Annotated in this window: 22 protein-coding genes; 1 reads left to right on the top strand and 21 read right to left on the bottom strand. The window is 61.4% G+C overall.

The annotated features are described in order from the left end of the window. The 7 genes from AC1Z1G_RS05715 to ppc form a co-directional block, all read right to left on the bottom strand. Positions 1 to 699: an extensin-like domain-containing protein gene (locus AC1Z1G_RS05715; protein WP_483625582.1), complete on the bottom strand. Its 699-nt coding sequence runs from the start codon at positions 697 to 699 to the stop codon at positions 1 to 3. A gap of 15 nt (positions 700 to 714) precedes the next feature. Then, the gene (locus AC1Z1G_RS05710; RefSeq protein ID WP_483625580.1) at positions 715 to 1,536 is read right to left on the bottom strand and encodes an isocitrate lyase/PEP mutase family protein; all 822 of its coding nucleotides are present in this window, start codon (positions 1,534 to 1,536) and stop codon (positions 715 to 717) included. Between the two features lie 33 nt (positions 1,537 to 1,569). Next, a complete protein-coding gene (locus AC1Z1G_RS05705; protein WP_483625578.1) occupies positions 1,570 to 2,430 on the bottom strand; it encodes a DUF72 domain-containing protein in 861 nt (286 codons plus the stop codon). Beyond that, positions 2,430 to 2,738, bottom strand: a complete 309-nt coding sequence (locus AC1Z1G_RS05700; RefSeq protein ID WP_483625577.1) for a hypothetical protein — start codon at positions 2,736 to 2,738, stop codon at positions 2,430 to 2,432. Before AC1Z1G_RS05700 ends, AC1Z1G_RS05705 begins: the two co-directional genes overlap by 1 nt. Positions 2,739 to 2,924: 186 nt before the next feature. Further along, a complete protein-coding gene (gene tsaB / locus AC1Z1G_RS05695) occupies positions 2,925 to 3,599 on the bottom strand; it encodes a tRNA (adenosine(37)-N6)-threonylcarbamoyltransferase complex dimerization subunit type 1 TsaB (RefSeq protein WP_483625576.1) in 675 nt (224 codons plus the stop codon). A 93-nt stretch (positions 3,600 to 3,692) separates the two neighbouring features. Further along, positions 3,693 to 4,340 carry an adenylate kinase gene (gene adk / locus AC1Z1G_RS05690; protein WP_483625574.1) on the bottom strand — a complete coding sequence of 216 codons (648 nt, stop codon included), beginning with the start codon at positions 4,338 to 4,340 and terminating at the stop codon, positions 3,693 to 3,695. A gap of 287 nt (positions 4,341 to 4,627) precedes the next feature. Continuing rightward, positions 4,628 to 7,258, bottom strand: coding sequence for a phosphoenolpyruvate carboxylase (ppc, locus tag AC1Z1G_RS05685; protein WP_483625573.1), 2,631 nt, complete (start codon positions 7,256 to 7,258; stop codon positions 4,628 to 4,630). Positions 7,259 to 7,473: 215 nt separating this feature from the next. On the opposite strand from ppc, the gene AC1Z1G_RS05680 reads away from it, so the two are divergent. Continuing rightward, positions 7,474 to 7,818: a pilin assembly protein gene (locus AC1Z1G_RS05680; RefSeq protein WP_483625571.1), complete on the top strand. Its 345-nt coding sequence runs from the start codon at positions 7,474 to 7,476 to the stop codon at positions 7,816 to 7,818. A 395-nt stretch (positions 7,819 to 8,213) separates the two neighbouring features. Here the strand turns inward: AC1Z1G_RS05680 and AC1Z1G_RS05675 are convergent, their stop codons facing one another. The 14 genes from AC1Z1G_RS05675 to AC1Z1G_RS05610 form a co-directional block, all read right to left on the bottom strand. Continuing rightward, entirely contained in the window at positions 8,214 to 8,540 is a 327-nt protein-coding gene (locus AC1Z1G_RS05675; protein ID WP_483625569.1) for a PA3694 family proteiin, read from the bottom strand. Further along, the gene (locus AC1Z1G_RS05670) at positions 8,537 to 9,451 is read right to left on the bottom strand and encodes an alpha/beta hydrolase (protein ID WP_483625567.1); all 915 of its coding nucleotides are present in this window, start codon (positions 9,449 to 9,451) and stop codon (positions 8,537 to 8,539) included. Before AC1Z1G_RS05670 ends, AC1Z1G_RS05675 begins: the two co-directional genes overlap by 4 nt. A 144-nt stretch (positions 9,452 to 9,595) precedes the next feature. After that, positions 9,596 to 10,873 (bottom strand): flavohemoglobin expression-modulating QEGLA motif protein, encoded by a 1,278-nt coding sequence (locus AC1Z1G_RS05665; protein WP_483625565.1) that lies wholly within the window; start codon positions 10,871 to 10,873, stop codon positions 9,596 to 9,598. Positions 10,874 to 11,018: 145 nt separating this feature from the next. After that, a complete protein-coding gene (locus tag AC1Z1G_RS05660; protein WP_483625564.1) occupies positions 11,019 to 11,735 on the bottom strand; it encodes a TetR/AcrR family transcriptional regulator in 717 nt (238 codons plus the stop codon). 102 nt (positions 11,736 to 11,837) lie between these two features. Further along, complete coding sequence (gene lysS / locus AC1Z1G_RS05655) at positions 11,838 to 13,340, bottom strand: lysine--tRNA ligase (RefSeq protein ID WP_483625562.1); 1,503 nt, start codon at positions 13,338 to 13,340, stop codon at positions 11,838 to 11,840. Positions 13,341 to 13,411: 71 nt separating this feature from the next. After that, positions 13,412 to 14,507, bottom strand: a protein-coding gene (gene prfB / locus AC1Z1G_RS05650; protein ID WP_347904371.1) for a peptide chain release factor 2 whose coding sequence is annotated in 2 segments (ribosomal slippage) — positions 13,412 to 14,434 and positions 14,436 to 14,507 — 1,095 coding nt in all. Because the reading frame shifts where the segments join, the coding sequence is not laid out codon by codon here. 106 nt (positions 14,508 to 14,613) lie between these two features. Further along, positions 14,614 to 15,615, bottom strand: coding sequence for a diguanylate cyclase (locus AC1Z1G_RS05645; RefSeq protein ID WP_483625560.1), 1,002 nt, complete (start codon positions 15,613 to 15,615; stop codon positions 14,614 to 14,616). Positions 15,616 to 15,664: 49 nt separating this feature from the next. Further along, positions 15,665 to 16,675, bottom strand: coding sequence for a chemotaxis-specific protein-glutamate methyltransferase CheB (gene cheB, locus AC1Z1G_RS05640; RefSeq protein ID WP_483625558.1), 1,011 nt, complete (start codon positions 16,673 to 16,675; stop codon positions 15,665 to 15,667). Next, on the bottom strand, positions 16,672 to 18,969 hold the full coding sequence (locus AC1Z1G_RS05635) for a response regulator (protein ID WP_483625556.1): 2,298 nt from the start codon (positions 18,967 to 18,969) through the stop codon (positions 16,672 to 16,674). The genes cheB and AC1Z1G_RS05635 overlap by 4 nt, the downstream gene beginning before the upstream one ends. Further along, positions 18,966 to 19,649, bottom strand: a complete 684-nt coding sequence (locus AC1Z1G_RS05630; RefSeq protein ID WP_483625555.1) for a chemotaxis protein CheW — start codon at positions 19,647 to 19,649, stop codon at positions 18,966 to 18,968. The genes AC1Z1G_RS05635 and AC1Z1G_RS05630 overlap by 4 nt, the downstream gene beginning before the upstream one ends. Continuing rightward, positions 19,646 to 20,920 carry a CheR family methyltransferase gene (locus tag AC1Z1G_RS05625; RefSeq protein ID WP_483625553.1) on the bottom strand — a complete coding sequence of 425 codons (1,275 nt, stop codon included), beginning with the start codon at positions 20,918 to 20,920 and terminating at the stop codon, positions 19,646 to 19,648. The genes AC1Z1G_RS05630 and AC1Z1G_RS05625 overlap by 4 nt, the downstream gene beginning before the upstream one ends. Then, complete coding sequence (locus AC1Z1G_RS05620) at positions 20,917 to 21,453, bottom strand: chemotaxis protein CheW (protein WP_483625552.1); 537 nt, start codon at positions 21,451 to 21,453, stop codon at positions 20,917 to 20,919. The genes AC1Z1G_RS05625 and AC1Z1G_RS05620 overlap by 4 nt, the downstream gene beginning before the upstream one ends. Beyond that, positions 21,453 to 23,075 (bottom strand): methyl-accepting chemotaxis protein, encoded by a 1,623-nt coding sequence (locus AC1Z1G_RS05615; protein WP_483625550.1) that lies wholly within the window; start codon positions 23,073 to 23,075, stop codon positions 21,453 to 21,455. The genes AC1Z1G_RS05620 and AC1Z1G_RS05615 overlap by 1 nt, the downstream gene beginning before the upstream one ends. A gap of 306 nt (positions 23,076 to 23,381) precedes the next feature. Then, the gene (locus AC1Z1G_RS05610; RefSeq protein WP_483625549.1) at positions 23,382 to 24,107 is read right to left on the bottom strand and encodes a tellurite resistance TerB family protein; all 726 of its coding nucleotides are present in this window, start codon (positions 24,105 to 24,107) and stop codon (positions 23,382 to 23,384) included. Between the last annotated feature and the right edge of the window lie 56 nt (positions 24,108 to 24,163).

Below are 24,163 nucleotides of genomic sequence, written 5' to 3'. Positions count from 1 at the left end.
TCAGCGGCAGACCCACCACGGCCCGACATCCAGATGAAAGTGATTTCGATGGGCGGCGTTGTAGTCCGGGCTTAACACCACATTGAACATGTCACAGGCCCCCTCGCGTACAGCGCGCAGGAAACGGGCGTCGTCATTGGCCTTCGGCCAATCCCTGAGCACATTGATACTGCGCCCATCGGCCAGGCGAAATCCGGCGATGTCCAGCGCATTGGCCGTCGCATGCTGACTGCGCGCACCGTTCTCCCGGTTGTACATGTTGCGACAGGCAAAGCTGCCCAGATGATCGACCCGCGCCACTGGCTGCCCATAGATGGCCTGTGCTGCCGGTTGCAGCGCGTGGCGCTCGAACAGCACGAACGCCACGGCCAAGGGGCAACTGGCGAGGAAACTGCTGCTCAGCGCCACCTGAGCGCCTTGCACGCGCAAGGTGTTGGTCAGCGGGCAAGCGACATCCGCAGGGCTGTCGGATTGGCGAGTCACCTTCAATCCGGCACCGCTGAGCACTTGGTCACACAATTGCGGGTTGTCGCGCAGGCGCATGAGCTTGAAACGGGTCAACAGGTTCGGCTTGGCCCGCACATCCAGCGGTGCCCAGGGGTTCCAGTCCGCTGGCAACGGTAACCAGCCACGCCACACGCAAACCAGCAAAGCGCCCAATACCCCTATCACCAGCAACAGCCCTTTCAGAACCCGCACGACAACATCCTGTAATCAGTTTTTGAACATTTGATTGATCTGGCCGAATGGCAGCGCATTGTCGGCGAAACCGAAGGTGCCGTGCTGTTGAATCTCCTGCGCGGCCTGATAAAACGCCCCGTAGGCCGCACGGGCCATGGCAGAACCGACGCTGATTCGTTTGACGCCCATTTCACTCAACTGCGCCACGCTCAACTTGAGGCCGCCCGACATCAGCACATTGACCGGTTTGGGCCCCACGGCGCGAACCACCGCCAGCACTTCTTCGGCGCTGCGCAGGCCCGGCGCATACAGCACATCGGCGCCTGCCTCGGCAAAAGCCTGCAAACGGCGAAGGGTGTCGGCGATGTCGAGCTTGCCGTGCAGAAGATTCTCGGCGCGGGCCGTCAGGGTGAACGGGAATGGCAGGCTGCGTGCAGCGGCGACAGCGGCTTCGACCCGCGCGACGGCGTGTTCGAAGCAGTAGATCGGGCCCTCTTCGCGGCCAGTGGCGTCCTCAATCGAACCGCCGACGGCACCGGCAGCAGCGGCGCGCAGAATGCTCTGGGCGCAGCCTTCGGGGCTGTCGGCGAACCCGTTTTCCAGGTCCACCGCCACCGGCAGATCGCTGGCCCCGACAATCGCCTGAACATTGGCCAGGGTGTCTTCCAGTTTCAGACCGCCATCGGGACGGGCCATAGAGAAGGCATAACCGGCGCTGGTAGTCGCCAGCGCTTCATAGCCGAGGCTGGCGAGCATCTTCGCGGAGCCGGCATCCCATGGGTTGGGAATAACAAAAGCCCCTGCACGTTCATGCAGTGCCTTGAACGCCTGAGCTCGACGGGTTTGTGCATCCATGGGTTGGCTCCTGAAGTAGGGAATGACCCGCCTTCAGAGCAAATCCAGCTGCTCGGCGGCGGGTTCTCTGTATAACTCAGTCAGGGCCGGCAAGCCAGGCAATCGCGCCATCAAACGGGCATGAAAACGCTGAGCCAGGGCGGCGGCCAGCAGGTTGTCGGCGGTGTGCAGGAAGATGTAAGGCGTGCGACCTTCTTCAATCCACTGGGCGATTTTCTCGACCCACGGCGTCAGGAACGTATCGTTGGCCTCCAGCACCGGATGACCGATGAAACGCACCTGCGGGAACCGGGTAAACGCTGCCGGCCTTGCCGGTACTCGGGGTTTCTTGGACTGTGCGTGCAGCACGGAAGGTTCGGTGGACGTGCAACTGAACAGCGCCCGTGGGTCGAGGCAAATGCGTTCGACGCCACGGTCGCGCAGCAGCCGATTGAGCATGCGCTCGGCATCGCCCTTGGCGAAGAAGTCCCGATGGCGCACTTCAACCGCCAGCGGCCGTTGCAAGCCGTCGATGAAACCGGCCAGCTCCGCCAGCCGTTGCGGGGCAAATGTGGCGGGCAGTTGCAGCCAGAGCGGCGAAACCCGCTCACCCAGCGGGCTGAGCAGTTGCACGAAGGTTTCGGCGGCAGTCAGTTGCTCGCGCAAGTCGCCGCCATGGCTGATGTCGCCAGGAAATTTGGCGGTAAACCGAAAGCCTTCGGGCATTGTCTCGGCCCAACGCTGCACCGTTGCGGCAGCCGGGCGCGCGTAGAAGGTCGTATTGCCTTCCACGGCGTTGAATACGCGGGAATAGAAACCGAGAAACTCATTGGGCCGGGCATTCTGTGGATACAGATAGTCGCGCCAGGCGTTTTCACTCCAGGACGGGCAGCCGAGGTAGTAAGGCAGCTCCATCAGATGTGCAGGTCGAGCCCCAGCACTTCCATGTCCCAATCAACGAAAGCGGCGGTGCTCAGGTAGCTGGCCAGGGCTCTCGCGGCACTTTTGCTCATGGCGCGATGGTAGATCATGTCTTGCTGACGGGCGGGAAGATTGCTCAGGCGCTGGGCCGAAGCCTTGGCGGCGCGGGCAGCCAGTTGCTCTTCGGAGGGGATTTCCTGCTCGCCATCGATGTCTTCGAGAGACTCGTCCACCACCACACTGCCTTTGCGAGGCTTGCGCTTAATGGGGTAGGACTGAGAGGAAAAGCCGTCTATGCGCATAATTTCATGCTCGGATTCTATGATGGCAATTTAGCGGCACATTAGCAGCTGTGCAAATACCCAAGTGATAACTAGAACACAGAATCCGGAAAAGGTTTAAAAGCAGCCGCTGGAATCCGACGATCGACAGTGCCCCTGTGGCGAGGGAGCTTGCTCCCTTGCCACAAAGCCACAAAAGCACCCGGACTACCGGGTCTTGGGGGTCGCTACTTTATCGCGCAGGTAAACAGGCTGGGCATCGTCGGCCACGATCGCTTCCCCGCGCTCCCAGGCAAAACGCGCCAGGGTCAGCAAGTCTTCGGCGTGAGGCAACATGCCCGCATCCTGGCCAGTCAGCGTGACAGCGATTCGCTCGCCATAGCCCCACCCCGTGCCCGCGCCAAACCAGTCGCCCGAAGCCTCCGCCGGCAATGCCGCAACTTGCGGCGCCAGCACCGCTTCAGCGCCAACCAGACGCATCTCACCGGCGGTTTCGCGGTAGCAGCCCCAATACACTTCATCCATTCGTGCATCGATGGCCGCCGCGACCTGGCTCGCGCCGTGTTCACGATAGGCGCGCTGGGCCAGCACCGCCAGGTTGGACACCGGCAACACCGGACGCTCCAGGGCAAAGGCCAGGCCTTGAACCACACCGATGGCAATCCGCACCCCGGTGAACGCACCTGGCCCACGGCCAAAGGCAATCGCATCGACCGCTTGCAGGGTGGTGCCCGCGTCAGCCAGCAGTTGCTGGATCATCGGCAGGAGCTTTTGCGCATGCAGGCGCGGAATCACCTCGTAATGGCTCGTGACCTTGCCGTCATGCAGCAAGGCAACGGAGCAAGCTTCAGTCGCGGTGTCCAGGGCCAGCAAGGTGCTCATCGATGTTTCCGTAAAGAGAGGTGGAAAAAGTGCGCCAGTATAAACAACAACGGCCCGCAAGCGGGCCGTTGAACGTAAAGCAAATCAGCTTTCTCAGCTCAGAGCTTCAAGCACCTTGCCAGTGATCGCTTCTACCGAGCCGACGCCCGCAATGTGGCTGTAAACCGGCTTGCCTTTGGCAACCGACAGCTTCTGGTAGAAATCCACCAGCGGCTTGGTCTGGGAGTGGTAGACCGACAGGCGATGACGCACGGTTTCTTCAGTGTCGTCTTTACGCTGTACCAGCGCTTCGCCGGTGACATCGTCCTTGCCCGCGACTTTCGGCGGGTTGTAGACGGTGTGGTAAACGCGGCCGCTGGCTTCGTGAACGCGACGCCCGGCGATGCGCTGAACGATTTCTTCGTCGTCGACAGCGATTTCAACCACGTGGTCCAGTTCGACGCCGGCCGTCACCAGGGCTTCAGCCTGGGGGATGGTGCGCGGGAAGCCGTCGAACAGGAAACCGTTGACGCAATCAGCCTGGCTGATGCGTTCCTTGACCAGGTTGATGATCAACTCGTCAGAGACCAGGCCGCCGCTGTCCATCACGCTCTTGGCGATCAGGCCCAGCTCGGTGCCAGCCTTGACCGCAGCACGCAGCATGTCGCCGGTGGAGATCTGCGGAATACCGAATTTTTCAGTGATGAACTTAGCCTGAGTACCTTTACCGGCCCCGGGAGCTCCCAGCAGAATGACGCGCATCGATGTGCTCCTCAATTTTTTATTTAGAAACGCTCGGATTCGCCTCGTGGGGCCAATCTCAACAAAAGGGTCGTGGCCGCCCAAACGGCCAAAGGCTGATCAAGATACACAGCAGGCACGGCCCACACAAGCCGCCGAAAGTCGGACGAACCCGTGCCTGTCGTGCCCTTGCGCCAAGGTGCTCCAAGTCGCAACCCCATAACAAAGTGTCGCCTGCCAACCGCGACCCGCCTGTGGTACCGATCGTTCAGGGGCTTCGCCAAGCCCCTGACGCAGCACAAAAAACCTTAGCCGGTGTTGCGCAAACCGGCCGCAATCCCTGCCACAGACACCAGCAACGCCTGTTCTACCGGGCTGCCCTGCGCCACGTCCTGTTGCCGCGAGCGTGCCAACAGTTCCGCCTGCAATAGATGAAGCGGGTCGAGGTAGGTGTTGCGCAGGCGGATGAACTCCAGGGTGTCGGGGCTATGGGCCAGTAGCTGTGACTGCCCCGTCAGGCCCAGCACCACGGAACACGCCTGCGACAATAGGTCGCGTAAATGCACACCCAAAGGTAATAAGTCAGGCGTCACCAATCGCTCATCGTAGGACTGCGCAATGTCCGCGTCGGCCTTGGCCAGGACCATCTCCAGCATGTCGATGCGGGTACGAAAGAACGGCCACTGCTCACGCATCTGTGCCAGCAACTCGCCCTCGCCACGCGCCAGCGCCTTGCTCAGCGCCGATTCCCAACCGAGCCACGCCGGCAACATCAGGCGGGTCTGGGTCCAGCCGAAGATCCACGGAATGGCGCGCAGGCTTTCAATCCCCCCGGCACGCCGCTTGGCCGGACGACTGCCCAGCGGCAGGCGCCCCAGTTCCTGCTCCGGCGTGGACTGGCGGAAATACTCGACGAATTGAGGGTTTTCCCGCACCACGGCGCGATAGGCGCTGACGCCATCGGCGGCCAGTTCGTCCATCAGATGGCGCCAGGACGGCTGCGGCGGTGGCGGCGGCAACAGCGTTGCCTCCAGCACGGCGGCCAGATACAGGTTGAGGTTTTGCTCGGCGATGTCCGGCAGGCCGAATTTGAAACGAATCATTTCTCCCTGCTCGGTGGTGCGGAAGCGCCCCGCCACCGACCCCGGCGGTTGCGACAGAATCGCCGCGTGCGCCGGGCCGCCGCCACGGCCCACGGTGCCACCGCGACCATGGAACAGCAGCAGTTCGACTTGCTGTTCGCGGCAGATATCCACCAAACGCTCCTGCGCCCGGTACTGAGCCCAGGCCGCCGCCGTGGTGCCGGCGTCCTTCGCCGAGTCGGAATACCCGATCATCACTTCCTGCGGGCCCTGCAAACGCGAGCGGTAGCCGGGCAGCAACAAGAGCTTTTCGATCACCGGACCGGCGTTGTCCAGGTCCGCAAGGGTTTCGAACAATGGCACCACACGCATCGGCCGCAACACGCCACACTCTTTGAGCAGCAGTTGCACGGCCAGCACGTCGGAAGCGGCGCCCGCCATGGAAATCACATAGGAGCCGAGTGACGCCCCCGGCGCCGCCGCGATTTCGCGGCAGGTCGCCAGCACTTCAGCGGTATCGGCCGAGGGTTTGAAGTGTGCGGGCAACAATGGCCGACGATTGTTCAGCTCACCCGACAGAAAACGGATGCGTGCCTCTTCGTCCCAGTCTTCATAGCGACCGAGCCCCAGGTAATCGGTGATTTCGGTCATGGCCGACGAGTGCCGCGAGGCGTCCTGACGCACGTCCAGCCGCACCAGGAACAGGCCGAACGTCACCGCCCGACGCAGGCAATCGAGCAGCGGGCCATCGGCAATCACGCCCATGCCGCACTCGTGCAGCGATTGAAAACAGAGCTCCAGCGGGTCCAGCAGCTCACGGTTGTTTTGCAGGACCTCGGCGCTGGCAGGTGTCGAACCCGCCAGTGAAGCCTGAGCCCATTGGCGAGTGGCACGCAACCGCTCACGCAGTTGCTTGAGCACCGCGCGGTAAGGTTCGGCGCTGTCGCCAGCCTTGGCCCGCAGCGCTTCGCTGGCCTGCTGCATCGACAATTCGGCGGCCAGGTGATCGACATCACGCAGGTACAGATCGGCGGCCATCCAGCGCGCCAGCAGCAAGACTTCGCGGGTCACCGCCGCCGTGACATTCGGGTTGCCGTCACGGTCGCCCCCCATCCACGAGGCGAAGCGAATCGGCGCCGCTTCCAGTGGCAAACGCAGGCCGGTAGCGGCATGCAGGGCCTGATCGGCCTTGCGCAGATAATTGGGAATTGCCTGCCACAACGAGTGCTCGATCACTGCAAAGCCCCATTTGGCTTCATCGACCGGGGTGGGTCGGGTGCGGCGGATTTCTTCGGTGTGCCAGGCTTCGGCGATCAACCGTTGCAAGCGCTGGCGGATCTGCTCGCGCTCGGCGCTGGTCAGGTCGCGATGGTCCTGCGCCGCCAGTTGCGCGGCGATGGCGTCGTATTTCTGAATCAAGGTACGGCGCGCCACTTCGGTGGGGTGCGCGGTGAGTACCAGCTCGATCTCCAACCGCCCCAATTGCCGGGCCAGCGTTTCGGCGCCATGACCTTCAGCGCGCAAGCGGGCAAGCAACTCGGGCAGCACCCGCGACTCGAACGGCGCTGGCTGGGATTCTTCGCGACGGTGAATCAACTGATATTGCTCAGCGATGTTCGCCAGGTTGAGGAACTGGTTGAATGCGCGCGCCACCGGCAGCAGTTCATCCTCGCTCAACTGATCGAGGCTGGCGCTCAGTTGCGCGTCCACGGCACCGCGACGGTCGGCCTTGGCGCCCTTGCGGATCTGCTCGATCTTGTCGAGAAACCCTTCCCCGTACTGGTCACGAATGGTGTTGCCCAACAACTCACCCAACAGGTGAACATCCTCGCGCAAGCGTGCATCGATATCAGTCATCAGCAGTTCTCCAGCGAAATCCGTGCGGCTATGAGGCTCAAGCTCTGAAGCCCAAGAGTGCCGTCCGCAGCGGGTTCTTACAAGCAGGCGACGAACTGACTTTAAACCTGGGGCAACAGAGCTAGTCTCAAGGGTAAGCCGCACCGAGGCTTGCCACCGGCCACCACCGGACACTCATCACACCCCGCCACGAGCAGGTGCTCATTGAGGTCATCATGAAAATCCGTGAGCTTGCCCAGCATTGGGAAGAGAACGCCAAGGGCCGATTGACCCAGACCGGCTATACCATTCACCTGGACGTCGAAGCCGCCGCGCGGCTGGCGGCGCTCACCGAGATGTACCCCAAACGCCACCCCGAGGAACTGCTGGGCGAACTGATTGGCGCCGCCCTCGAGGAGCTCGAAGCGAGCTTCCCTTACATTAAGGGCCCACAGGTGATCGCCACCGACGAAGAGGGGGATCCGCTGTACGAAGATGTCGGTCCAACCCCACGTTTTCTTGCGTTGTCCCGTCGTCATCTGCACGATTTATCGTCGCAAAACGACAAACCGAAACACTGACTCGCCCTCGTAAACCCTGCCTTTTTTGCCGGTTTTCGGAAAAAAAGCACTCGCCCTCCTCAGCGTATTCATCCCCTGACAAACACTGATTAAAAACAACGATTTAGTGGGAGCAACGAAGGTTTCTCGAGGCCAATGGCGGGGGCTTGCCTGTTATAGCGTGGAGGCGCCTGAGCGCTGTACAACCATAACATGGGCACCTACGCCCAAAACTTCCAGGTGGACGGCCCGTACAAAAGCCGCGCCTGATTTGATCAGGCGCGGCTGTTTTTGTGCTTGCTTTCTGGAGCAGCGAGGCTTGCCCGCCAGACAGGTTTAACGGTCAACATGATTGCCATCGCAAGCTCGCCCCCGCATGAGCTCTTTGGTGAGCGCTGAAGGGTGTTTGACTGCAGTTACTGCTCCAGTTGTGGCGTTTCCTGCCCCATGCAACGCACGGCTTTTTTCTGGCTGTTGACCAACACGCCCGTCAGACCTTTTTGCTCGGTATCAAACAGCACCAGCACGCCATCGATGCACTGGGCGACTTCGGCGGCCGGTTGCAGGGAGACTTTATAGTCTTCGCCCGGCACGGTCTTGAGCATGGTGAAGTCGTTGAGCAGCAACGCGTCTTCGGGCTTGGCGAAATGCAGGTAGCCGTAGTACCACAGGCACCCCACGGTGCCGATGATGCTGCAGATACCAGTGATGATCATCGGGATGGCGTTACGTTCTTCACTCATTGCGGACTCTCTGGGGGTTCAACTTCTGAATTCGGGGGAGCCGGGTAGTTGGGGATTTCTCCCAACCGGCGCAGGCCGTTGAAATGCTGCGGGTCGTCTAGGTAGCGCAGCATGACTGTTCGCCAGACCGGGTCGGCGAATGTCTGCACGTGGCCACCACGCGTCAATTGCAGCACTTTCGGCGGGGGCGCAGCTTGATACAGACGGATGCCGTTGGAAAGAGGCACGATCGGATCATCAATGCTGTGGTAGATCAATTTAGGCACGCCATTGAGCCGTGGCATGGCATTGATTGCACTGTCGGCGTCCGGCACCAGCCAGGACAACGGCACCTGAAACGGCCAGGTCAACCACGACGTACTCAAGGCATAACGGCCGACATCGCGATAACTGGCGGGCACATCATCAAGGACAAACGCCTTGAGTTGACGCTGGCGCTCCGGGTGTTCCACCAGATAGTGAATCGCCAGGGCGCCACCCAGGCTCTGGCCCAGCAGTACCAGCGGTTTGCCCTGGACCTCAGGCGCTTTATCGAGCCATTTGAACGCGGCATCAATGTCCTGATAGATCGCTGGCAAACTCGGCGCGCCCTGAGACAGGCCATACCCCCGGTAATCCATCAGCAGCACTTGATAACCTTGCTTGGGCAGCCACCAGCTACCGCCCAGATGCCCCGAGAGATTCCCGCCATTGCCATGCAAATGCAGGACCGTGCCCTTGACCGCCACGCCGTTCTTGGCCGGCAGCCACCAGGCGTGCAGTTTCAGGCCATCGGCGGTGGTCAGGGTGATGTCGCGGTATTCAAGCCCGGCTTTTTGCGGGGTAAACGGCAGACCGGGATCGGGATAGAACAGCAAAGAGCTGCAACCGCCGAGGGTCAGGAGAAGGTAAAGGATGCCGAGGATTCTCATCCGTTGAAACCCCGTATAAATGAGTTGAATCACGAACCTGTGGGAGCGGGCTTGCTCGCGAAAGCGCTGTAACAGTCGACATCAATGTTGAATGTCAGATTGCTTTCGCGAGCAAGCCCGCTCCCACACTGGATCTTGCTGCCCTTAGAGGATATTCGAGTAATCCGCCTCGATCCGGTCCAGGCTCAGGTGATTCAGGAAGTTGGAGAAACACATCCAGGCCGACAGCGCGTTCATGTCGCGAAACTGCGCCGGCAAGTACTTTGGCGGTTCCACCAGCCCCTCATCCACCAACTGACGCAAGGTGCGCATGTCTTCCAGGGTGGTCTTGCCACAAAACAGCAACGGGATCTGCTCAAGTTTGCCTTTACGCACGGCCAACTGAATGTAGTTGTAAACCATGATAAAGCCCTTGAGGTAGGACAAGTCTTTGGTAAATGGCAGCCCATTGGGCACCGAACCACGGAAAACCCGGCTGGCATTGCTGTAACTTTCAGCCATCTCGAAGCCTTGCTCGCGGAAGAATTCGAAGATCTGCAAGAAGTCCGCGCCTTCCTCGGCCATGTGAATGGCACGGGTACGGTTGGTCAGCTTGCGCAATCGGCTTGGGTAGGAGGCAAAGGTGATGATTTCCATCAGAATCGCCAGACCTTCCTGGGTCACGGTTGACGACGGCGGCCCCTTGGACAGGAAGGTGCAGATTGGCTGGTTCAGGCCGTTGAGGGTGGTGCCTACGTGCACCAGCCCTTCGTGAACTTCCAGGGCCCGTACATCACGATCATTGAACATCGCGTCCGTGCGGATCTTGATGTAATCGGCACCGGCCGCCGCATCCGCGACGATCCCGTCGGACTCGAACACCCGAATGGTTTCCTCGGCCTCACCGAACACTTTGTTCAAGCGGGTTTGCAGCAGATGTACTGCATCTTTGGCGGTGAGGATCTTCGGTTCGTCCTTGAGATCCCCACGACCATCGATGTTGTTCAGGTAATCGGACATCATCAGGCCAAGGTCGGCCAGGGTCGGGTCGCCGGCGTGGAAGGCGTCGGACGCCGCGCCGTACAACTCCTGGGAAATCAGCCCGAAATCCTCGGTGCCACGCGCTTCAAGCATGCGCACCACCATGCGGTATTCCTTGCACATGCGCCGCATGATCTGCCCGACCGGGTTGAACTGACCGAGCTGGCGGGTGATGTCGCGCTCAATGTTCTGGAACTCCAGCTTCACCTTGCTCGAATCAAAGGACAGTGGCCGGTTCAGGTAATAGTCGCGGTCCACGGCCGGCATTTCCTTGCCCTTGGCCTTCAGGAATCCTTTGCGGACGTTCTCGTCCCACTTGACCGCATCGAGAACGCGGATCGGCGTCTGTGCCAGCACAATGCGATCGGACAAGGTGCGTATCGTCTGCTGGTAATCGTCCACCCGAAACTCCTGTTTAAAGCCTTTAGTAAGACTGGCCCTTGTGGGAGCGACCCTGCTCGCGATGGCGGCATGTCAGGCAACACAGATGTTGAATGCCAGATAGCTATCGCGAGCAAGCTTGCTCCCACAGGGATGCTGCTGATCGTTACACCGACGCGAGGACCAAATGCATGTACCGGTTGAGGATACCGAGCATGTCTTCCTCGCCCAGCGGCTCTGCGTCGTTGAGCAGGCCCTGATATTCCATCCGTCCGATTATAGCCGTCAACACTTTGGCATCCTGCTGTGGCTCCCGTGAACCCAATACCTGGAAAAGCTGGCAGGTGCCCTGCAGGAGAATTTTCTGGTGCGAGCGCACCAACAGCGCCAGGCGCGGGTTGAGCAAGGCTTCCTGGCGGAAGGCCTGTTCGGCCATCAAATGCTCGCGACGGTTGATCAACTGCCGGCTGACGTAGTCCGCCGTCAGCCGCGCAATGTCGTCCGCCAACTGCGAGCGCGACTCCGGGCTGCCATCACCGCTGACCACCAGCTCACGCAGCAGACCTTCATTGTTGGCCCACAGCTTGGCCATGAACGCCGCGCTGCGCTCGACGTATTGGGCGAAGGTATCGGTGAGCAGGTCATCGATGTCCTTGAAGTAATACGTGGTGGCCGACAACGGCACGCAGGCCTCGGCCGCCACGGCACGGTGGCGTACGGCCCGCACGCCATCGCGCACGACAATGCGCATCGCCGCGTCGAGAATTTCCTGTCGGCGCTGCTCGCTGCCCTGTCGGCTGGCCTTGCGGCCTTGGTACTGAACACTTTCAGCGACCGCAGTGGCGATACCCGCTGCACCTTCTTCAGCAATTGCGCGATTCACGACAGGTATTCCTCTCTTACTTCAAAAGTAACCAATTGATACGTTTGTACCAGACAGGCAATAAAAAGCCGCCTGAATTAGGCGGCTTATTTATCGAAACACTTACGCTTGCGGCCGCATGTGCGGGAACAGGATCACGTCGCGGATCGACGGTGAATTGGTCAGCAGCATCACCAGACGGTCGATGCCGATCCCTTCACCCGCCGTTGGCGGCATGCCGTACTCCAACGCGCGAACGAAGTCGGCGTCGTAGTGCATGGCTTCGTCGTCGCCGGCGTCCTTGTCGGCCACCTGCGCCATGAAGCGCTCAGCCTGATCTTCCGCGTCGTTCAACTCGGAGTAAGCGTTGGCGATTTCACGGCCACCGATGAACAGCTCGAAACGGTCGGTGACGTTCGGGTTGTCATCGTTGCGACGGGCCAGCGGCGACACTTCGAACGGATACTGGGTGATGAAGTGCGGCTGTTCCAGCTTGTGCTCGACCAACTCTTCGAAAATCATCACTTGCAGCTTGCCCAGGCCTTCGAAGCCCAGCACCTTGGCGCCGGCTTTCTTGGCGATGGCGCGGGCCTTGTCGATGTCGTTCAGATCATCGGCGGTCAGCTCAGGGTTGTACTTGAGGATCGAGTCGAACACCGACAGGCGCACGAACGGCTCGCCGAAGTGGAACACCTTGTCGCCGTACGGCACGTCGGTGCTGCCCAGAACCAGCTGCGCCAGCTCGCGGAACAGTTCTTCGGTCAGGTCCATGTTGTCTTCGTAGTCGGCGTAGGCCTGGTAGAACTCCAACATGGTGAATTCAGGGTTGTGACGAGTCGAAACACCTTCGTTACGGAAGTTGCGGTTGATCTCGAACACCTTTTCAAACCCACCCACAACAAGCCGCTTGAGGTACAACTCAGGCGCGATACGCAAGAACATTTCCATGTCCAACGCGTTGTGGTGAGTCTCGAACGGCTTGGCCGCCGCACCGCCAGGAATGGTTTGCAGCATCGGCGTTTCGACTTCCAGGAAGTCACGCTGCATCAGGAAGCTGCGGATGTGGGCGATGACTTGCGAACGCACGCGGAAGGTCTGGCGCACGTCTTCGTTGACGATCAGGTCGACGTAGCGCTGGCGATAGCGCTGCTCGGTGTCGGTCAGGCCATGGTGCTTGTCCGGCAGTGGGCGCAACGACTTGGTCAGCAGGCGCACTTCGGTCATTTCAACGTACAGGTCGCCCTTGCCGGAGCGGGCCAGGGTGCCCACAGCGGCAATGATGTCGCCCATGTCCCAGGTTTTCACTGCGGCCAGGGTTTCTTCGGACAGGGTTTTACGGTTGACGTAAACCTGGATGCGACCGGTCATGTCCTGGATCACCATGAACGAGCCACGGTTGAGCATGATGCGACCGGCAACCTTGACCGGGATTGCAGCCTCTGCGAGCTCTTCCTTGGTCTTGTCCGCGTACTGCTTCTGCAAGTCATCGCAGTAGTTTTCGCGACGGAAGTCGTTCGGGAAGGCATTGCCCTTGGCGCGCTCGGCAGCCAGCTTTTCCTTGCGCAGGGCGATCAGGGAGTTTTCTTCCTGTTGCAGGGCTTGCGGGTCGAGTTCTAGGTCGCTCATGTCTTTAAAAATTCCATCACAGGTTCGTTGCCCCCGCCGATGACGGGGGACTTAAGGTCTTGACTGGTGGTTTACAGGCCCTGTTTAAGGCTGGCCACCAGGTATTCGTCGATGTCGCCGTCGAGCACCTTGTCGCAGTCGCTGCGTTCGATGTTAGTGCGCAAATCCTTGATTCGCGACGCATCAAGTACATAGGAGCGGATCTGGTGACCCCAGCCAATGTCGGACTTGGTGTCTTCCAGGGCTTGCGAGGCGGCATTGCGTTTCTGCACTTCCTGCTCGTACAAGCGCGCCCGCAACATTTTCATCGCGGTGTCTTTGTTGGCGTGCTGGGAGCGTTCGTTCTGGCAACTGACCACGGTGTTGGTCGGTACGTGAGTAATACGTACGGCCGAGTCGGTGGTGTTTACGTGCTGACCACCGGCACCGGAGGAACGGTAGGTGTCGATGCGCAGGTCCGACGGGTTGATGTCGATTTCGATGTTGTCATCGATTTCCGGCGACACGAACACAGCCGAGAACGAGGTGTGGCGACGGTTGCCCGAGTCATACGGGCTCTTGCGCACCAGGCGGTGTACGCCGATTTCGGTACGCAACCAGCCAAAGGCGTATTCGCCCTTGATGTGCACCGTCGCGCCCTTGATCCCGGCGACTTCACCGGCGGACAGTTCCATGATCGTGGCATCGAAACCGCGTTTGTCCGCCCAGCGCAGGTACATGCGCAGCAGGATGTTGGCCCAGTCCTGAGCCTCGGTACCGCCAGAGCCGGCCTGGATATCCAGGTAAGCGTTGTTGGCGTCCATCTCACCGCTGAACATGCGACGGAATTCGAGTTTTTCCAAGGCCTCGCGCAGACGCTCGACTTCGGCAGCGACGTCATCGACGGCAGCCTGGTCTTCTTCTTCGGCGGACATCAGCAGCAGGTCTTTGGCGTCGGCCAGGCCGGTGTGCATTTCGTCGAGGGTTTCGACGATCTGAGCCAGCAGGGACCGCTCGCGGCCCAGTTCCTGAGCGTACGACGGGTTGTTCCAGACATTCGGATCTTCAAGCTCGCGATTGACTTCAGTCAGACGCTCATGCTTTTGATCGTAGTCAAAGATACCCCCGAATAGTTTCGGAGCGCTCGGACAGGTCCTTGATACTGTTAAGGATCGGGTTGATTTCCATGGCGGGCAGCACTCGTTGGCGAACTTTTGAAAGCCGGCGAGTATAACGTAATCAGACTGTCACGGCAGCCCGCCTGGCGGCTTTAGCAACGAATGAACCCATTGGCTCATTCGACCCTCACCTGATTGCGCCCATTGTTCTTGGCCAGGTACAGGCCCTTGTCTGCCGCCGAGATCAATTGCCGGCAATCACTGCCCGGCTGCGGGGTCATGGTCGAGAGCCCGATGCTGATGGTCAGGCTCGCGCCCTCGGCCGGGTAGACGTGCGGAATGTTCAGCGCGGCCACGGTCTGACGGAGCTTTTCCGCCACCAGCCGTGCTCCGCCCGGCGAGGTGTTGGGCAGCACCAGGACAAACTCCTCGCCGCCGTAACGCGCGGGCAGGTCCGACGGTCGGCTGCTCGCGTCGCGGATCGTGTCGGCGACCTTGCGCAGGGCTTCATCGCCCGCCAGATGGCCGAAGCTGTCGTTATAGGATTTGAAGTAGTCAACATCGATCATCAGCAACGACAGCTGTATCTGATCGCGCTGCGCCCTTCGCCACTCCAGCTCCAGGTACTCGTCGAAATGCCGGCGGTTCGAAAGCCCGGTCAGGCCGTCGGAGTTCATCAGCCGTTGCAGCACCAGGTTGGTGTCGAGCAACTGCTGCTGGCTGACACGCAGCGCCCGGTAAGCTGCATCGCGCTGCAACAGGGTCATGTAGGAACGGGAGTGATAGCGAATGCGGGCCACCAGCTCGATGTTGTCCGGCAGCTTGACCAGGTAATCGTTGGCACCCGCCGCGAATGCCGCGCTCTTGATCAGCGGGTCTTCCTTGGTCGACAGGACAATAATCGGAATGTCCTTGGTGGCCGGGTGATTGCGGTACTCGCGCACCAGCGTCAGACCGTCCAGCCCCGGCATGACCAGGTCCTGGAGGATCACCGTCGGCTTGATGCGAACAGCCTGGGCAACCGCCTGATGGGGGTCGGCACAGAAATGGAAGTCGATGTTTTCCTCGTTCGACAACCCGCGGCGAACCGCCTCACCGATCATTGCCTGGTCATCGACCAACAGCACCATCGCGGCATTTTCATCGGTTTTGAAATCGTCGAGCTGTAAATCATTCATGTGCGGTCACCTGAATTTCTACCTGAGCCAGGACAGCGGATGATGAGCGTCATTTGGCGAATATCTCCAGCAATCGTGGCGCAATCTTGTCCAGTGGGCGAATTTCCACTGCCGCGTCGATGGCCGCAGCCGCTTTCGGCATGCCGTACACCGCACTGCTGTGCTGATCCTGCGCAATGGTCAAATACCCTTGCTGGCGCATCAGTTTCAATCCCTGTGCACCATCGCGGCCCATGCCCGTCAGCAGTACGCCGACCGCATCGCCATTCCAGTAAGTGGCCACACTTTCGAAAAACACGTCGATCGAGGGCCGATAAATCTCGTTGACCGGCTCGGCGGTATACGCCAGCGTGCCATTTCTCAACAGACGTATATGGTGATTGGTGCCTGCAAGCAACACCGTGCCGCTTTGCGGTGGCTCGCCCTCCTGGGCCAAACGCACCTTGAGGCCACAGGCACTGCTGAGCCATTCGGCCATGCCGGCGGCAAACACCTGATCGACGTGCTGGACCAGCACAATCGCCGCCGAAAAATCGCGGGGCAGGCCCTTGAGCAAAACCTCAAGCGCCGCCGGGCCGCCCGCAGACGAACCGATGGCCACCAGGCTGTGCCGCTGGCCCATGCTGCGCAGGGCCGCAGGCGCCGAGCGCACGCGATTACCGCGCTCACCGATCAGCCAGCCAATATTAAGGATTTTGCGCAGCAACGGCGCCGCCGCGTCCTTCGGGTCCCCTGCGCCAAGTGCCGGGGTGTCGACCACATCGAGTGCGCCGTGGCCCATGGCCTCGAACACCCGGTGGACATTCTGTTCACGGTCGACGGTCACAATGACGATGGCACACGGGGTATCGGCCATGATCCGCCGGGTCGCCTCCACGCCGTCCATCACCGGCATGATCAGGTCCATCAGAATCAGGTCCGGGGTCAGTTCGGCGCAACGCTGCACCGCCTCAAGGCCATTGCTCGCCACCCACACCACCTGATGCGCCGGCTCAAACGCCAAGGCTCGGCGCAGGGCCTCGACGGCCATGGGCATGTCGTTGACGATAGCGATCTTCATGCCCGCGCTCCTCCTATGAGCTCAACCACTGCATCAAGCAGGGCGTCGTCATGAAAACTGGCTTTGGCTAGATAATAGTCGGCTCCGGCGTCCAGTCCACGGCGTCGATCTTCTTCGCGGTCCTTGTAGGAGACCACCATCACCGGCAGCGATTGCAAACGGTTGTCGCGACGCAGCAAGGTCACCAGTTCGATACCGTCCATGCGCGGCATGTCGATGTCGGTGATCAGCAGGTCGAAGTTCTCGGCGCGCAGGGCGTTCCAGCCGTCCATGCCGTCCACGGCCACCGCCACATCGTAGCCGCGATTGAGCAACAGCTTGCGCTGCAATTCGCGCACCGTCAGCGAGTCGTCGACCACCAGAATCCGCTTGCGGGCCACGTGCGCGGCCTGCTGGCTCTGGCGGGAAATACGCTCAAGACGCCCGGTATTGAGCAGTTTATCCACCGAACGCAGCATGTCTTCGACATCGACGATCAGCACCACAGAGCCGTCATCGAGCAAGGCCCCGGCGGAAATGTCCTGCACCTTGCCCAGACGCTCATCCAGCGGCAACACTACCAGCGTGCGCTCGCCGACAAAGCGCTCGACCGCCACGCCATACACCGCATCGCGCTCGCGAATGACCACCACTTTGAGGGTCGCTTGCGGGGCCTGGTTCGCCGGGCGCTGCAACAACTGGCTGGCCGCCACCAGGCCGACATGCCGGCCTTCGTGCCAAAAATGCTGACGGCCCTCGACCTGAACGATGTCGTCAGGCTCCAGGTCGCACATGCGTTCGATGTGAGCCAGCGGAAACGCGTAGGCCTCCTCGCCGACCTCGACCACCAGGCTGCGCACCACCGACAGCGTCAGCGGCACTTCGAGATGGAAACGACTGCCCTCGCCCGCCGTCTGCTCCAGCACCACCGCCCCGCGCAACTGGCGGACCATATGCTGAACCGCGTCCAGGCCGACGCCACGTCCGGACACTTCGGTGACCTTGTCACGCAGGCTGAACCCGGGCAGGAACAGAAAGGTCAGCAACTCTTCTTCGCTCAGTTGCGCCGCCGTCTCGGCGGGCGACAACTGACGCTCGACGATGCTGCGACGCACCTGCTCCAGGTCAACGCCGTTGCCGTCATCGCTGAGCTCCAGCACCAGTAGCCCGGCCTGGTGCGAGGCTCGCAGGCGGATCAGGCCTTCGGCGGGTTTACCGGCCAGCAGGCGCTGTTCGGGCATTTCGATGCCGTGGTCGACTGCGTTGCGCAGCAAGTGAGTCAGCGGTGCTTCGAGCTTTTCCAGCACGTCGCGGTCGACCTGAGTCTTTTCGCCCTCGACCTCCAGCCGTACCTGCTTGCCCAGGCTGCGGCCCAGGTCGCGGACCATGCGCACCTGCCCGGCCAGCACATCGGCAAAGGGCCGCATGCGACAGGCCAGCGCGGTGTCATACAGCACCTGTGCGCGTTGACTGGCATGCCAGCCAAACTCGTCGAGCTCGGCGGTTTTCTCCGCCAGCACCTGCTGGGACTCGGCCAGCAAGCGTCGGGCATCGTTCAGGGATTCCTGGGCCTCAAGGCTCAACGCGTGCTCCTTGAGGTGCACGTTAAGGTTTTCCAGGGCCCGCAGGCTGTTGCTCTGTATACGCTTGAGGCGTTGCAGGGTCGCGAGGTACGGTTTGAGTCGCTGGGTTTCGACCAGCGACTTGCTCGACAGGTCGAGCAGGCTGTTCAAGCGTTCGGCGGTCACCCGCAACACCCGCTCGCCCCCCTCGGTGACCCGCCTGGCTTTACCCGGTGCGTCAATAACGCTGGCCGGTTCGGCATCCGCAGGCAGGGTATCGTGCTCAATCGCTGGTGCGCCGAGTTGCAACTCGGCCATCACCGGGGCAACCGTTTCGATGATCGACGCTGCAACCACCACGGCCGACGGATCGAGCAACTGCGCCATCAACGCGACGTAGGCCTCAATGGCCCCCGCATCGACCTCGGTGCCGGGGGTCGCAATACGCATCAGCAAGTCGGTGCCTTGCAGCAAGGCATCGATGTGTTCGGCTTGCAGGCCCAGGCGACCTTCCTGGGCACTGACCAGGCAGTCTTCCATCACATGAGCGACGCTGACCCCGGCGTCCACGCCGACAATCCGCGCGGCGCCCTTGAGCGAGTGCGCGGCGCGCATGCAGGCCTCAAGGTGATCGGCCTGAGTCGGGTCGCGCTCCAGCGCCAGCAAGCCTGCACTCAGCACTTGGGTCTGGGCCTCGGCCTCCAGGCTGAACAGCTCCAGCAACGATGCGTCGCGCATTTGATCGGGGGTCATGTCAGGCTCCGGGTCACGGCGGACAGCAATTGCTCTTCATCCAGCCAGCGCAGGCTGCGCCCCTTGAACGGCAACACGCCACGGGTGTATTTGGCACTGGCCTGCGTGCCGGAGAGGGATGCAGCGTTAAGGATGCGCTCGTCAATGGCATGAATCCCGTCGACCTCATCCACCGGCACCACCACCGGACCACCGTGGGCGGCGATAATCAGCATGCGCGGCATCACGCGCGAGCCCGTGGCAACGCTGTCGGTCGCCTCAAGCCCAAGCAGTTCGACCAGCGACAGGCACGCCACCAGCGCACCCCGCACGTTCGCAACACCCAGCAACGCGCGCGAACGCTGGTGCGGCAAGGAGTGGACCGGTTGCAACGGCGCGACTTCCACCAGGGTTCGCGTGGCCAGTCCCAGCCATTCCTCGCCCAGGCGAAACATCAGCAGTGAGCGGGTCGCCACATCGGTTTCGACAGCGGCCGACACCTGGACGCGGTCGTCCTGCTGCAAGGCATAGCGGTCGAGCAAACGCGTGGCAGCAGCGGAATACACCGCACAGTTGCGGCAATGAATGTGTTCGATCAGCAGCGGGCACGACTTGTCACCGTGGATGCCGATGCGGTTCCAGCAGTCGTCAATCGCCTGGGCATCGTCATGGGTGACGTTCAACGAAACAGAACCGATCATCGTTTGCCCTCACTGTCAGCGGTGCGTTCACTGCGGGCGGCGCGTTCCTGCAAGCGACGGGCTCCCGCGGCATCGCCCTGGGACGCCAGCAACGCCGCCAGGTGCATCAGGGCTTCCGGGTGCTGGGGCTCCAGATACAGGGCTTTGCGATAAAAACCTTGGGCTTCGAGGGCGCTGCCCGCGACATCGCTGAGCAGGCCCAACCAGTAAAATACCTGGGCCACCGGCTCGTGGCTGCTCAGGTACTGCTCACACGCGATGCGTGCTTCGGCACTTTTACCTTCGTCGGCCAACGCGGCAATGCTCGCGAGCAGGGTCGCCGCATCGCTGGCAGGCACTGGCGCACGGTTCAGCGCGGGCACGGGAGCGAGTGTGGAAAAGGGCCGGTTGCGCACGGGCGGCGTCACGCTGCGCACCGGTTGGCGTACCGGCAGGGGTGGCGCCACGAAACGCTGCAGCGGTTCGGGCTCAGGCTCGCTATGGCGGCTGAAGGCAAACGACTGGGGTATACCGATCGAGCGCATGCCCAAGCGTCCCAGCAAACTGCCCTCGGCCGGGCCGATAAACAGCACGCCGTCGACATGGGTCAGGCGCTTGAGCACTTCGAAGACCTGCTGCTGGGTCGGCTGGTCGAAATAGATCAACAGGTTGCGGCAGAAGACAAAGTCATAGGCGGGCTCGTTGGCCAGCAGTGTTGGGTCCAGCAGATTGCCGACCTGCAAACGCACCTGCTCGCGCACCCGTTCGCTGAGACGCTCGCCGTCTTCTTCAGCGCTGAAGTGACGCTCGCGAAAGTTCGTCACTTGCCCGCGAAAGGAGTTCTTGCCGTACAGCGCACGCTTGGCGCGCGCAACCGACAGCGGGCTGACGTCCAGCCCGTCGACCTTGAACTGATGCGGCGCGAGCCCGGCATCGAACAGGGCCATGGCGATGGAGTACGGCTCTTCGCCGGTGGAACATGGCAGGCTGAGGATTCGCAGGGCGCGCATGCCGTTGATTTCAGCCAGGCGCTTGCTCGCCAGTTTCGCCAGGGTGGCGAACGATTCCGGGTAACGGAAAAACCAGGTTTCCGGGACGATCACCGCTTCGATCAATGCCTGTTGTTCGTCGCGCGAGCCTTGCAGGAGATGCCAGTACTCATCGGTGCTCATCGCACGCTGGGCGGTGCTGCGCTGGCGGACCGCCCGCTCGATGATCGCCGGGCCTACGGACGCCACGTCCAGGCCGATACGCTCCTTGAGAAAATCGAAAAACCGCTGATCGCTGCTCATGACTGCGCCTCCAGCGCCGTCAGGTCCAGCGGCGGCGTCGGGAACAACAGCGCTTGAACCTGGGCGTCGAGCAAGTCCGCCACCCGCACCCATTGCAGCAACCCCTGCGCGTCTTCGCGCACCGGCCCCAGGTACGGCGCCTGACGGTTGTCCAGGCCATAAGGCTGAAAATCCTCCGGGGCGCAGCGCAGGGTATCGGTCGCCTGCTCAAGAATCAGCCCCAGTTGCTGTGCGGTCCGGGCGTCATCCGGTCGGTAATGCACCAGCACCAGCCGGGTACTGGTGCGCGCCTGTGCCGGTTGCCCGAAGGTCAGCGCACTGAGGTCGATCACCGGCACCACCGCGCCGCGATAGGCAAACACCCCTGCCACCCAGGCTGGCGCCCTGGGGATGGGTTTCAATGGCAGGCGCGGCAGCACTTCGACCACCTCGGTGGCTTGCAGTGCATAGCGTTCTTCGCCGATACGGAACACCAGGAACAGTGCCTGTTTCGACGCTGGCTCCACGCCGCGTTTGGCCGACAGTTCACTCATCAGACTTTGAATCGCGAGACGCCGCTACGCAGCCCCACGGCCACCTGGCTCAGTTCATCAATAGCAAAGCTGGCCTGGCGCAGGGACTCGACAGTCTGGCTGCTGGCATCACCCAACTGCACCAGCGCGTGGTTGATCTGCTCGGCACCGGTGGCCTGGGCCTGCATGCCTTCGTTGACCATCAACACCCGCGGCGCCAGCGCCTGAACCTGGTGGATGATCTGCGACAGCTGCTCGCCGACCTGCTGCACTTCGGACATGCCACGGCGCACTTCTTCAGAGAACTTGTCCATGCCCATGACCCCGGCCGATACCGCCGACTGGATCTCGCGGACCATCTGTTCGATGTCGTACGTAGCCACGGCAGTCTGGTCCGCCAGACGCCGCACTTCGGTAGCAACCACGGCAAAACCGCGACCGTACTCACCGGCCTTCTCGGCCTCGATGGCGGCATTCAGCGACAGCAGGTTGGTCTGGTCAGCGACCTTGACGATGGTCACTACCACCTGGTTGATGTTGCCGGCCTTCTCATTGAGGATCGCCAGTTTGGCGTTGACCAGATCGGCCGCGCCCATCACCGAGTGCATGGTGTCTTCCATGCGAGCCAGGCCTTGCTGCCCGGAACCGGCCAGCACCGAGGCCTGGTCGGCGGCGGTGGAGACTTCGGTCATGGTGCGCACCAGATCGCGGGACGTCGCGGCGATTTCCCGCGAGGTCGCGCCGATTTCGGTGGTGGTGGCGGCGGTTTCGGTGGCGGTCGCCTGCTGCTGCTTGGACGTGGCGGCGATTTCAGTCACCGAGGTGGTGACCTGCACCGACGAGCGCTGGGCCTGGGACACCAGCGACGTCAGCTCGGTCATCATGTCGTTGAAGCCGGTTTCCACGGCACCGAACTCGTCCTTGCGCTCAAGGTTCAGGCGACTACTGAGGTCACCCGTGCGCATGACTTCAAGGATCTGCACGATGCGATTCATCGGCGCCATGATGGCGCGCATCAGCAACAACCCACAGAGGCTCGCGACAATGATCGCGACCAGCAGCGAAATGCCCATGCTGATCTTGGCTGCGGTGACCGCATCACCAATGGCCAGCGTGGAGTTTTCTGCCTGAGCGCGGTTACGCTCGATCACTCCATTCAACTGCTTGCGACCATTGACCCAGGCCGGCGCGAGCTTTTGTTCCAGCGCCACACGTGCTTGCTCGTACTCTTTGCGCTGATAGAGGTCGATGACGTTCTTCAGCTCACTATTGAAGGCCTGGTGACGCACCTCGAACTCGTCGAAGGAGGCTTTATCCGCCGGGTCGAAAATAGTGCCTTGATAGTTGGCTATTTCCTGGCCCAAGCGCTCTTCAAAACTCTTGTACAGCTCCAGATCGGCGCTGGTCATCTCGCGATGCCCTGACAGGCCGACGATCTGCTGGGTCATGACATAACTGTCGACCCAGGCACTGCGGATCATCGAGCTGAAATACACTCCCGGAACCGCGTCGGTGCGGACCGTTTCTTCACTGGATTCGATCTTCAACAGCCGGGAAAACGACACCACGACCATCAACAGCATGATCGCGATAATCACCGCAAAGCTCGCCAAAATGCGTTGGCGTAACGTCCAGTTCTTCACAGTCAGTCCTCGGGGCCATTCAAATGGAGGGGAGTATAGCCGAGGGCCGTGTTTCATTTATAAGACGGATGCTCACAGCCCCACCTTGATCGCAAAAAAACATGACGGGCTCTGGAATGGGACTTTCCGCTAGATGGGGTGAGGGTTGCCAGTGTTGATTTGGCAGAAATGGACCGTGGATTGGTCATTGGGGGATAGGGTGCTGCTGAAACGCTTCGCGAGCAGGCTCGCTCCCACATTTTCCCGGCGCAGCACCCAGAGGCCAGGTTCGCAGCAAATCCCTGCTCGCGAAGGCGGCGTGGCAACTTACATCGAAGCCTGACGCACCTGTTTTTCCAGCTCCAGCTTCAATCCCGGTTCCAGCTTGAGCTGGCGCGCCAGTTCGTCGAGGTAGGACTTTTCCATGAAGTTCTCTTCGTCCACCAGCATGACGCTGGCGATGTACATTTCGGCGGCCATTTCCGGGGTGCTGGCGGCGCGGGCGACATCGGCCGGGTCCAGCGGTTTGTTCAGTTCGGCGTGCAGCCAGCGTTGCAGTTCCTGATCGTTGTCGAGCTTGATGAATTCGCCCTCGATCAACGCACGCTCGCGCTCATCAACATGACCGTCCGCCTTGGCCGCCGCCACCAGTGCCTTGAGGATGGCCTGGCTGTGTTGCTCGGCCTGTGCGGGCGGCAAGCGGTCGAGGGTCTGCGGCGCGGTTTGTGGGGCCGTGCCCTGCTGGGCCTGCCAGTTGCCATAAGCCTTGTAAGCCAGAACGCCCAACGCGGCGAGGCCGCCGTAAGTCAGTGCCTTGCCGCCAAACTGCCGGGCTTTCTTGTTGCCCAGCAGCAGGCCCATTGCCCCGGCAGCCAGCGCCCCACCACCGGCGCCGGAGAGTAAATTGCCGAGCCCACCAGAACTGCCGCCCAGCAAACTGCCCAGTGCACTTTTGGGCGAGCCGGAGCCCTTGTGCTGAGCACCGCTCGCCTTGTTTTGCAACAGATCCTGACCGGACTTGAGGAGTTGATCGAGCAAACCACGGGTGTTCATTTTCTGCCTCCAGACAAGGGTTTTAACCAGACTCATAAGGCCATCAGCCTAGTTCG

It is taken from the genome of Pseudomonas sp. JL27(2026), assembly GCF_056933555.1.
This window is presented reverse-complemented; position numbering and strand designations above follow the sequence as displayed.

What these genes read in the sequence shown, in the direction of transcription:
- tsaB (WP_483625576.1), bottom strand. Translation starts at nt 3,599, where the DNA reads ATGAGCACCTTGCTGGCCCTGGACACCGCGACTGAAGCTTGCTCCGTT.
- AC1Z1G_RS05625 (WP_483625553.1), bottom strand. Translation starts at nt 20,920, where the DNA reads ATGAGCAGCGATCAGCGGTTTTTCGATTTTCTCAAGGAGCGTATCGGC.
- adk (WP_483625574.1), bottom strand. Translation starts at nt 4,340, where the DNA reads ATGCGCGTCATTCTGCTGGGAGCTCCCGGGGCCGGTAAAGGTACTCAG.
- AC1Z1G_RS05620 (WP_483625552.1), bottom strand. Translation starts at nt 21,453, where the DNA reads ATGAGTGAACTGTCGGCCAAACGCGGCGTGGAGCCAGCGTCGAAACAG.
- AC1Z1G_RS05675 (WP_483625569.1), bottom strand. Translation starts at nt 8,540, where the DNA reads ATGAGTGAAGAACGTAACGCCATCCCGATGATCATCACTGGTATCTGC.
- AC1Z1G_RS05635 (WP_483625556.1), bottom strand. Translation starts at nt 18,969, where the DNA reads ATGACCCCCGATCAAATGCGCGACGCATCGTTGCTGGAGCTGTTCAGC.
- AC1Z1G_RS05700 (WP_483625577.1), bottom strand. Translation starts at nt 2,738, where the DNA reads ATGCGCATAGACGGCTTTTCCTCTCAGTCCTACCCCATTAAGCGCAAG.
- AC1Z1G_RS05630 (WP_483625555.1), bottom strand. Translation starts at nt 19,649, where the DNA reads ATGATCGGTTCTGTTTCGTTGAACGTCACCCATGACGATGCCCAGGCG.
- AC1Z1G_RS05645 (WP_483625560.1), bottom strand. Translation starts at nt 15,615, where the DNA reads ATGAATGATTTACAGCTCGACGATTTCAAAACCGATGAAAATGCCGCG.
- cheB (WP_483625558.1), bottom strand. Translation starts at nt 16,675, where the DNA reads ATGAAGATCGCTATCGTCAACGACATGCCCATGGCCGTCGAGGCCCTG.
- ppc (WP_483625573.1), bottom strand. Translation starts at nt 7,258, where the DNA reads ATGACTGATATCGATGCACGCTTGCGCGAGGATGTTCACCTGTTGGGT.
- AC1Z1G_RS05710 (WP_483625580.1), bottom strand. Translation starts at nt 1,536, where the DNA reads ATGGATGCACAAACCCGTCGAGCTCAGGCGTTCAAGGCACTGCATGAA.
- AC1Z1G_RS05610 (WP_483625549.1), bottom strand. Translation starts at nt 24,107, where the DNA reads ATGAACACCCGTGGTTTGCTCGATCAACTCCTCAAGTCCGGTCAGGAT.
- AC1Z1G_RS05680 (WP_483625571.1), top strand. Translation starts at nt 7,474, where the DNA reads ATGAAAATCCGTGAGCTTGCCCAGCATTGGGAAGAGAACGCCAAGGGC.
- AC1Z1G_RS05705 (WP_483625578.1), bottom strand. Translation starts at nt 2,430, where the DNA reads ATGGAGCTGCCTTACTACCTCGGCTGCCCGTCCTGGAGTGAAAACGCC.
- lysS (WP_483625562.1), bottom strand. Translation starts at nt 13,340, where the DNA reads ATGAGCGACCTAGAACTCGACCCGCAAGCCCTGCAACAGGAAGAAAAC.
- AC1Z1G_RS05670 (WP_483625567.1), bottom strand. Translation starts at nt 9,451, where the DNA reads ATGAGAATCCTCGGCATCCTTTACCTTCTCCTGACCCTCGGCGGTTGC.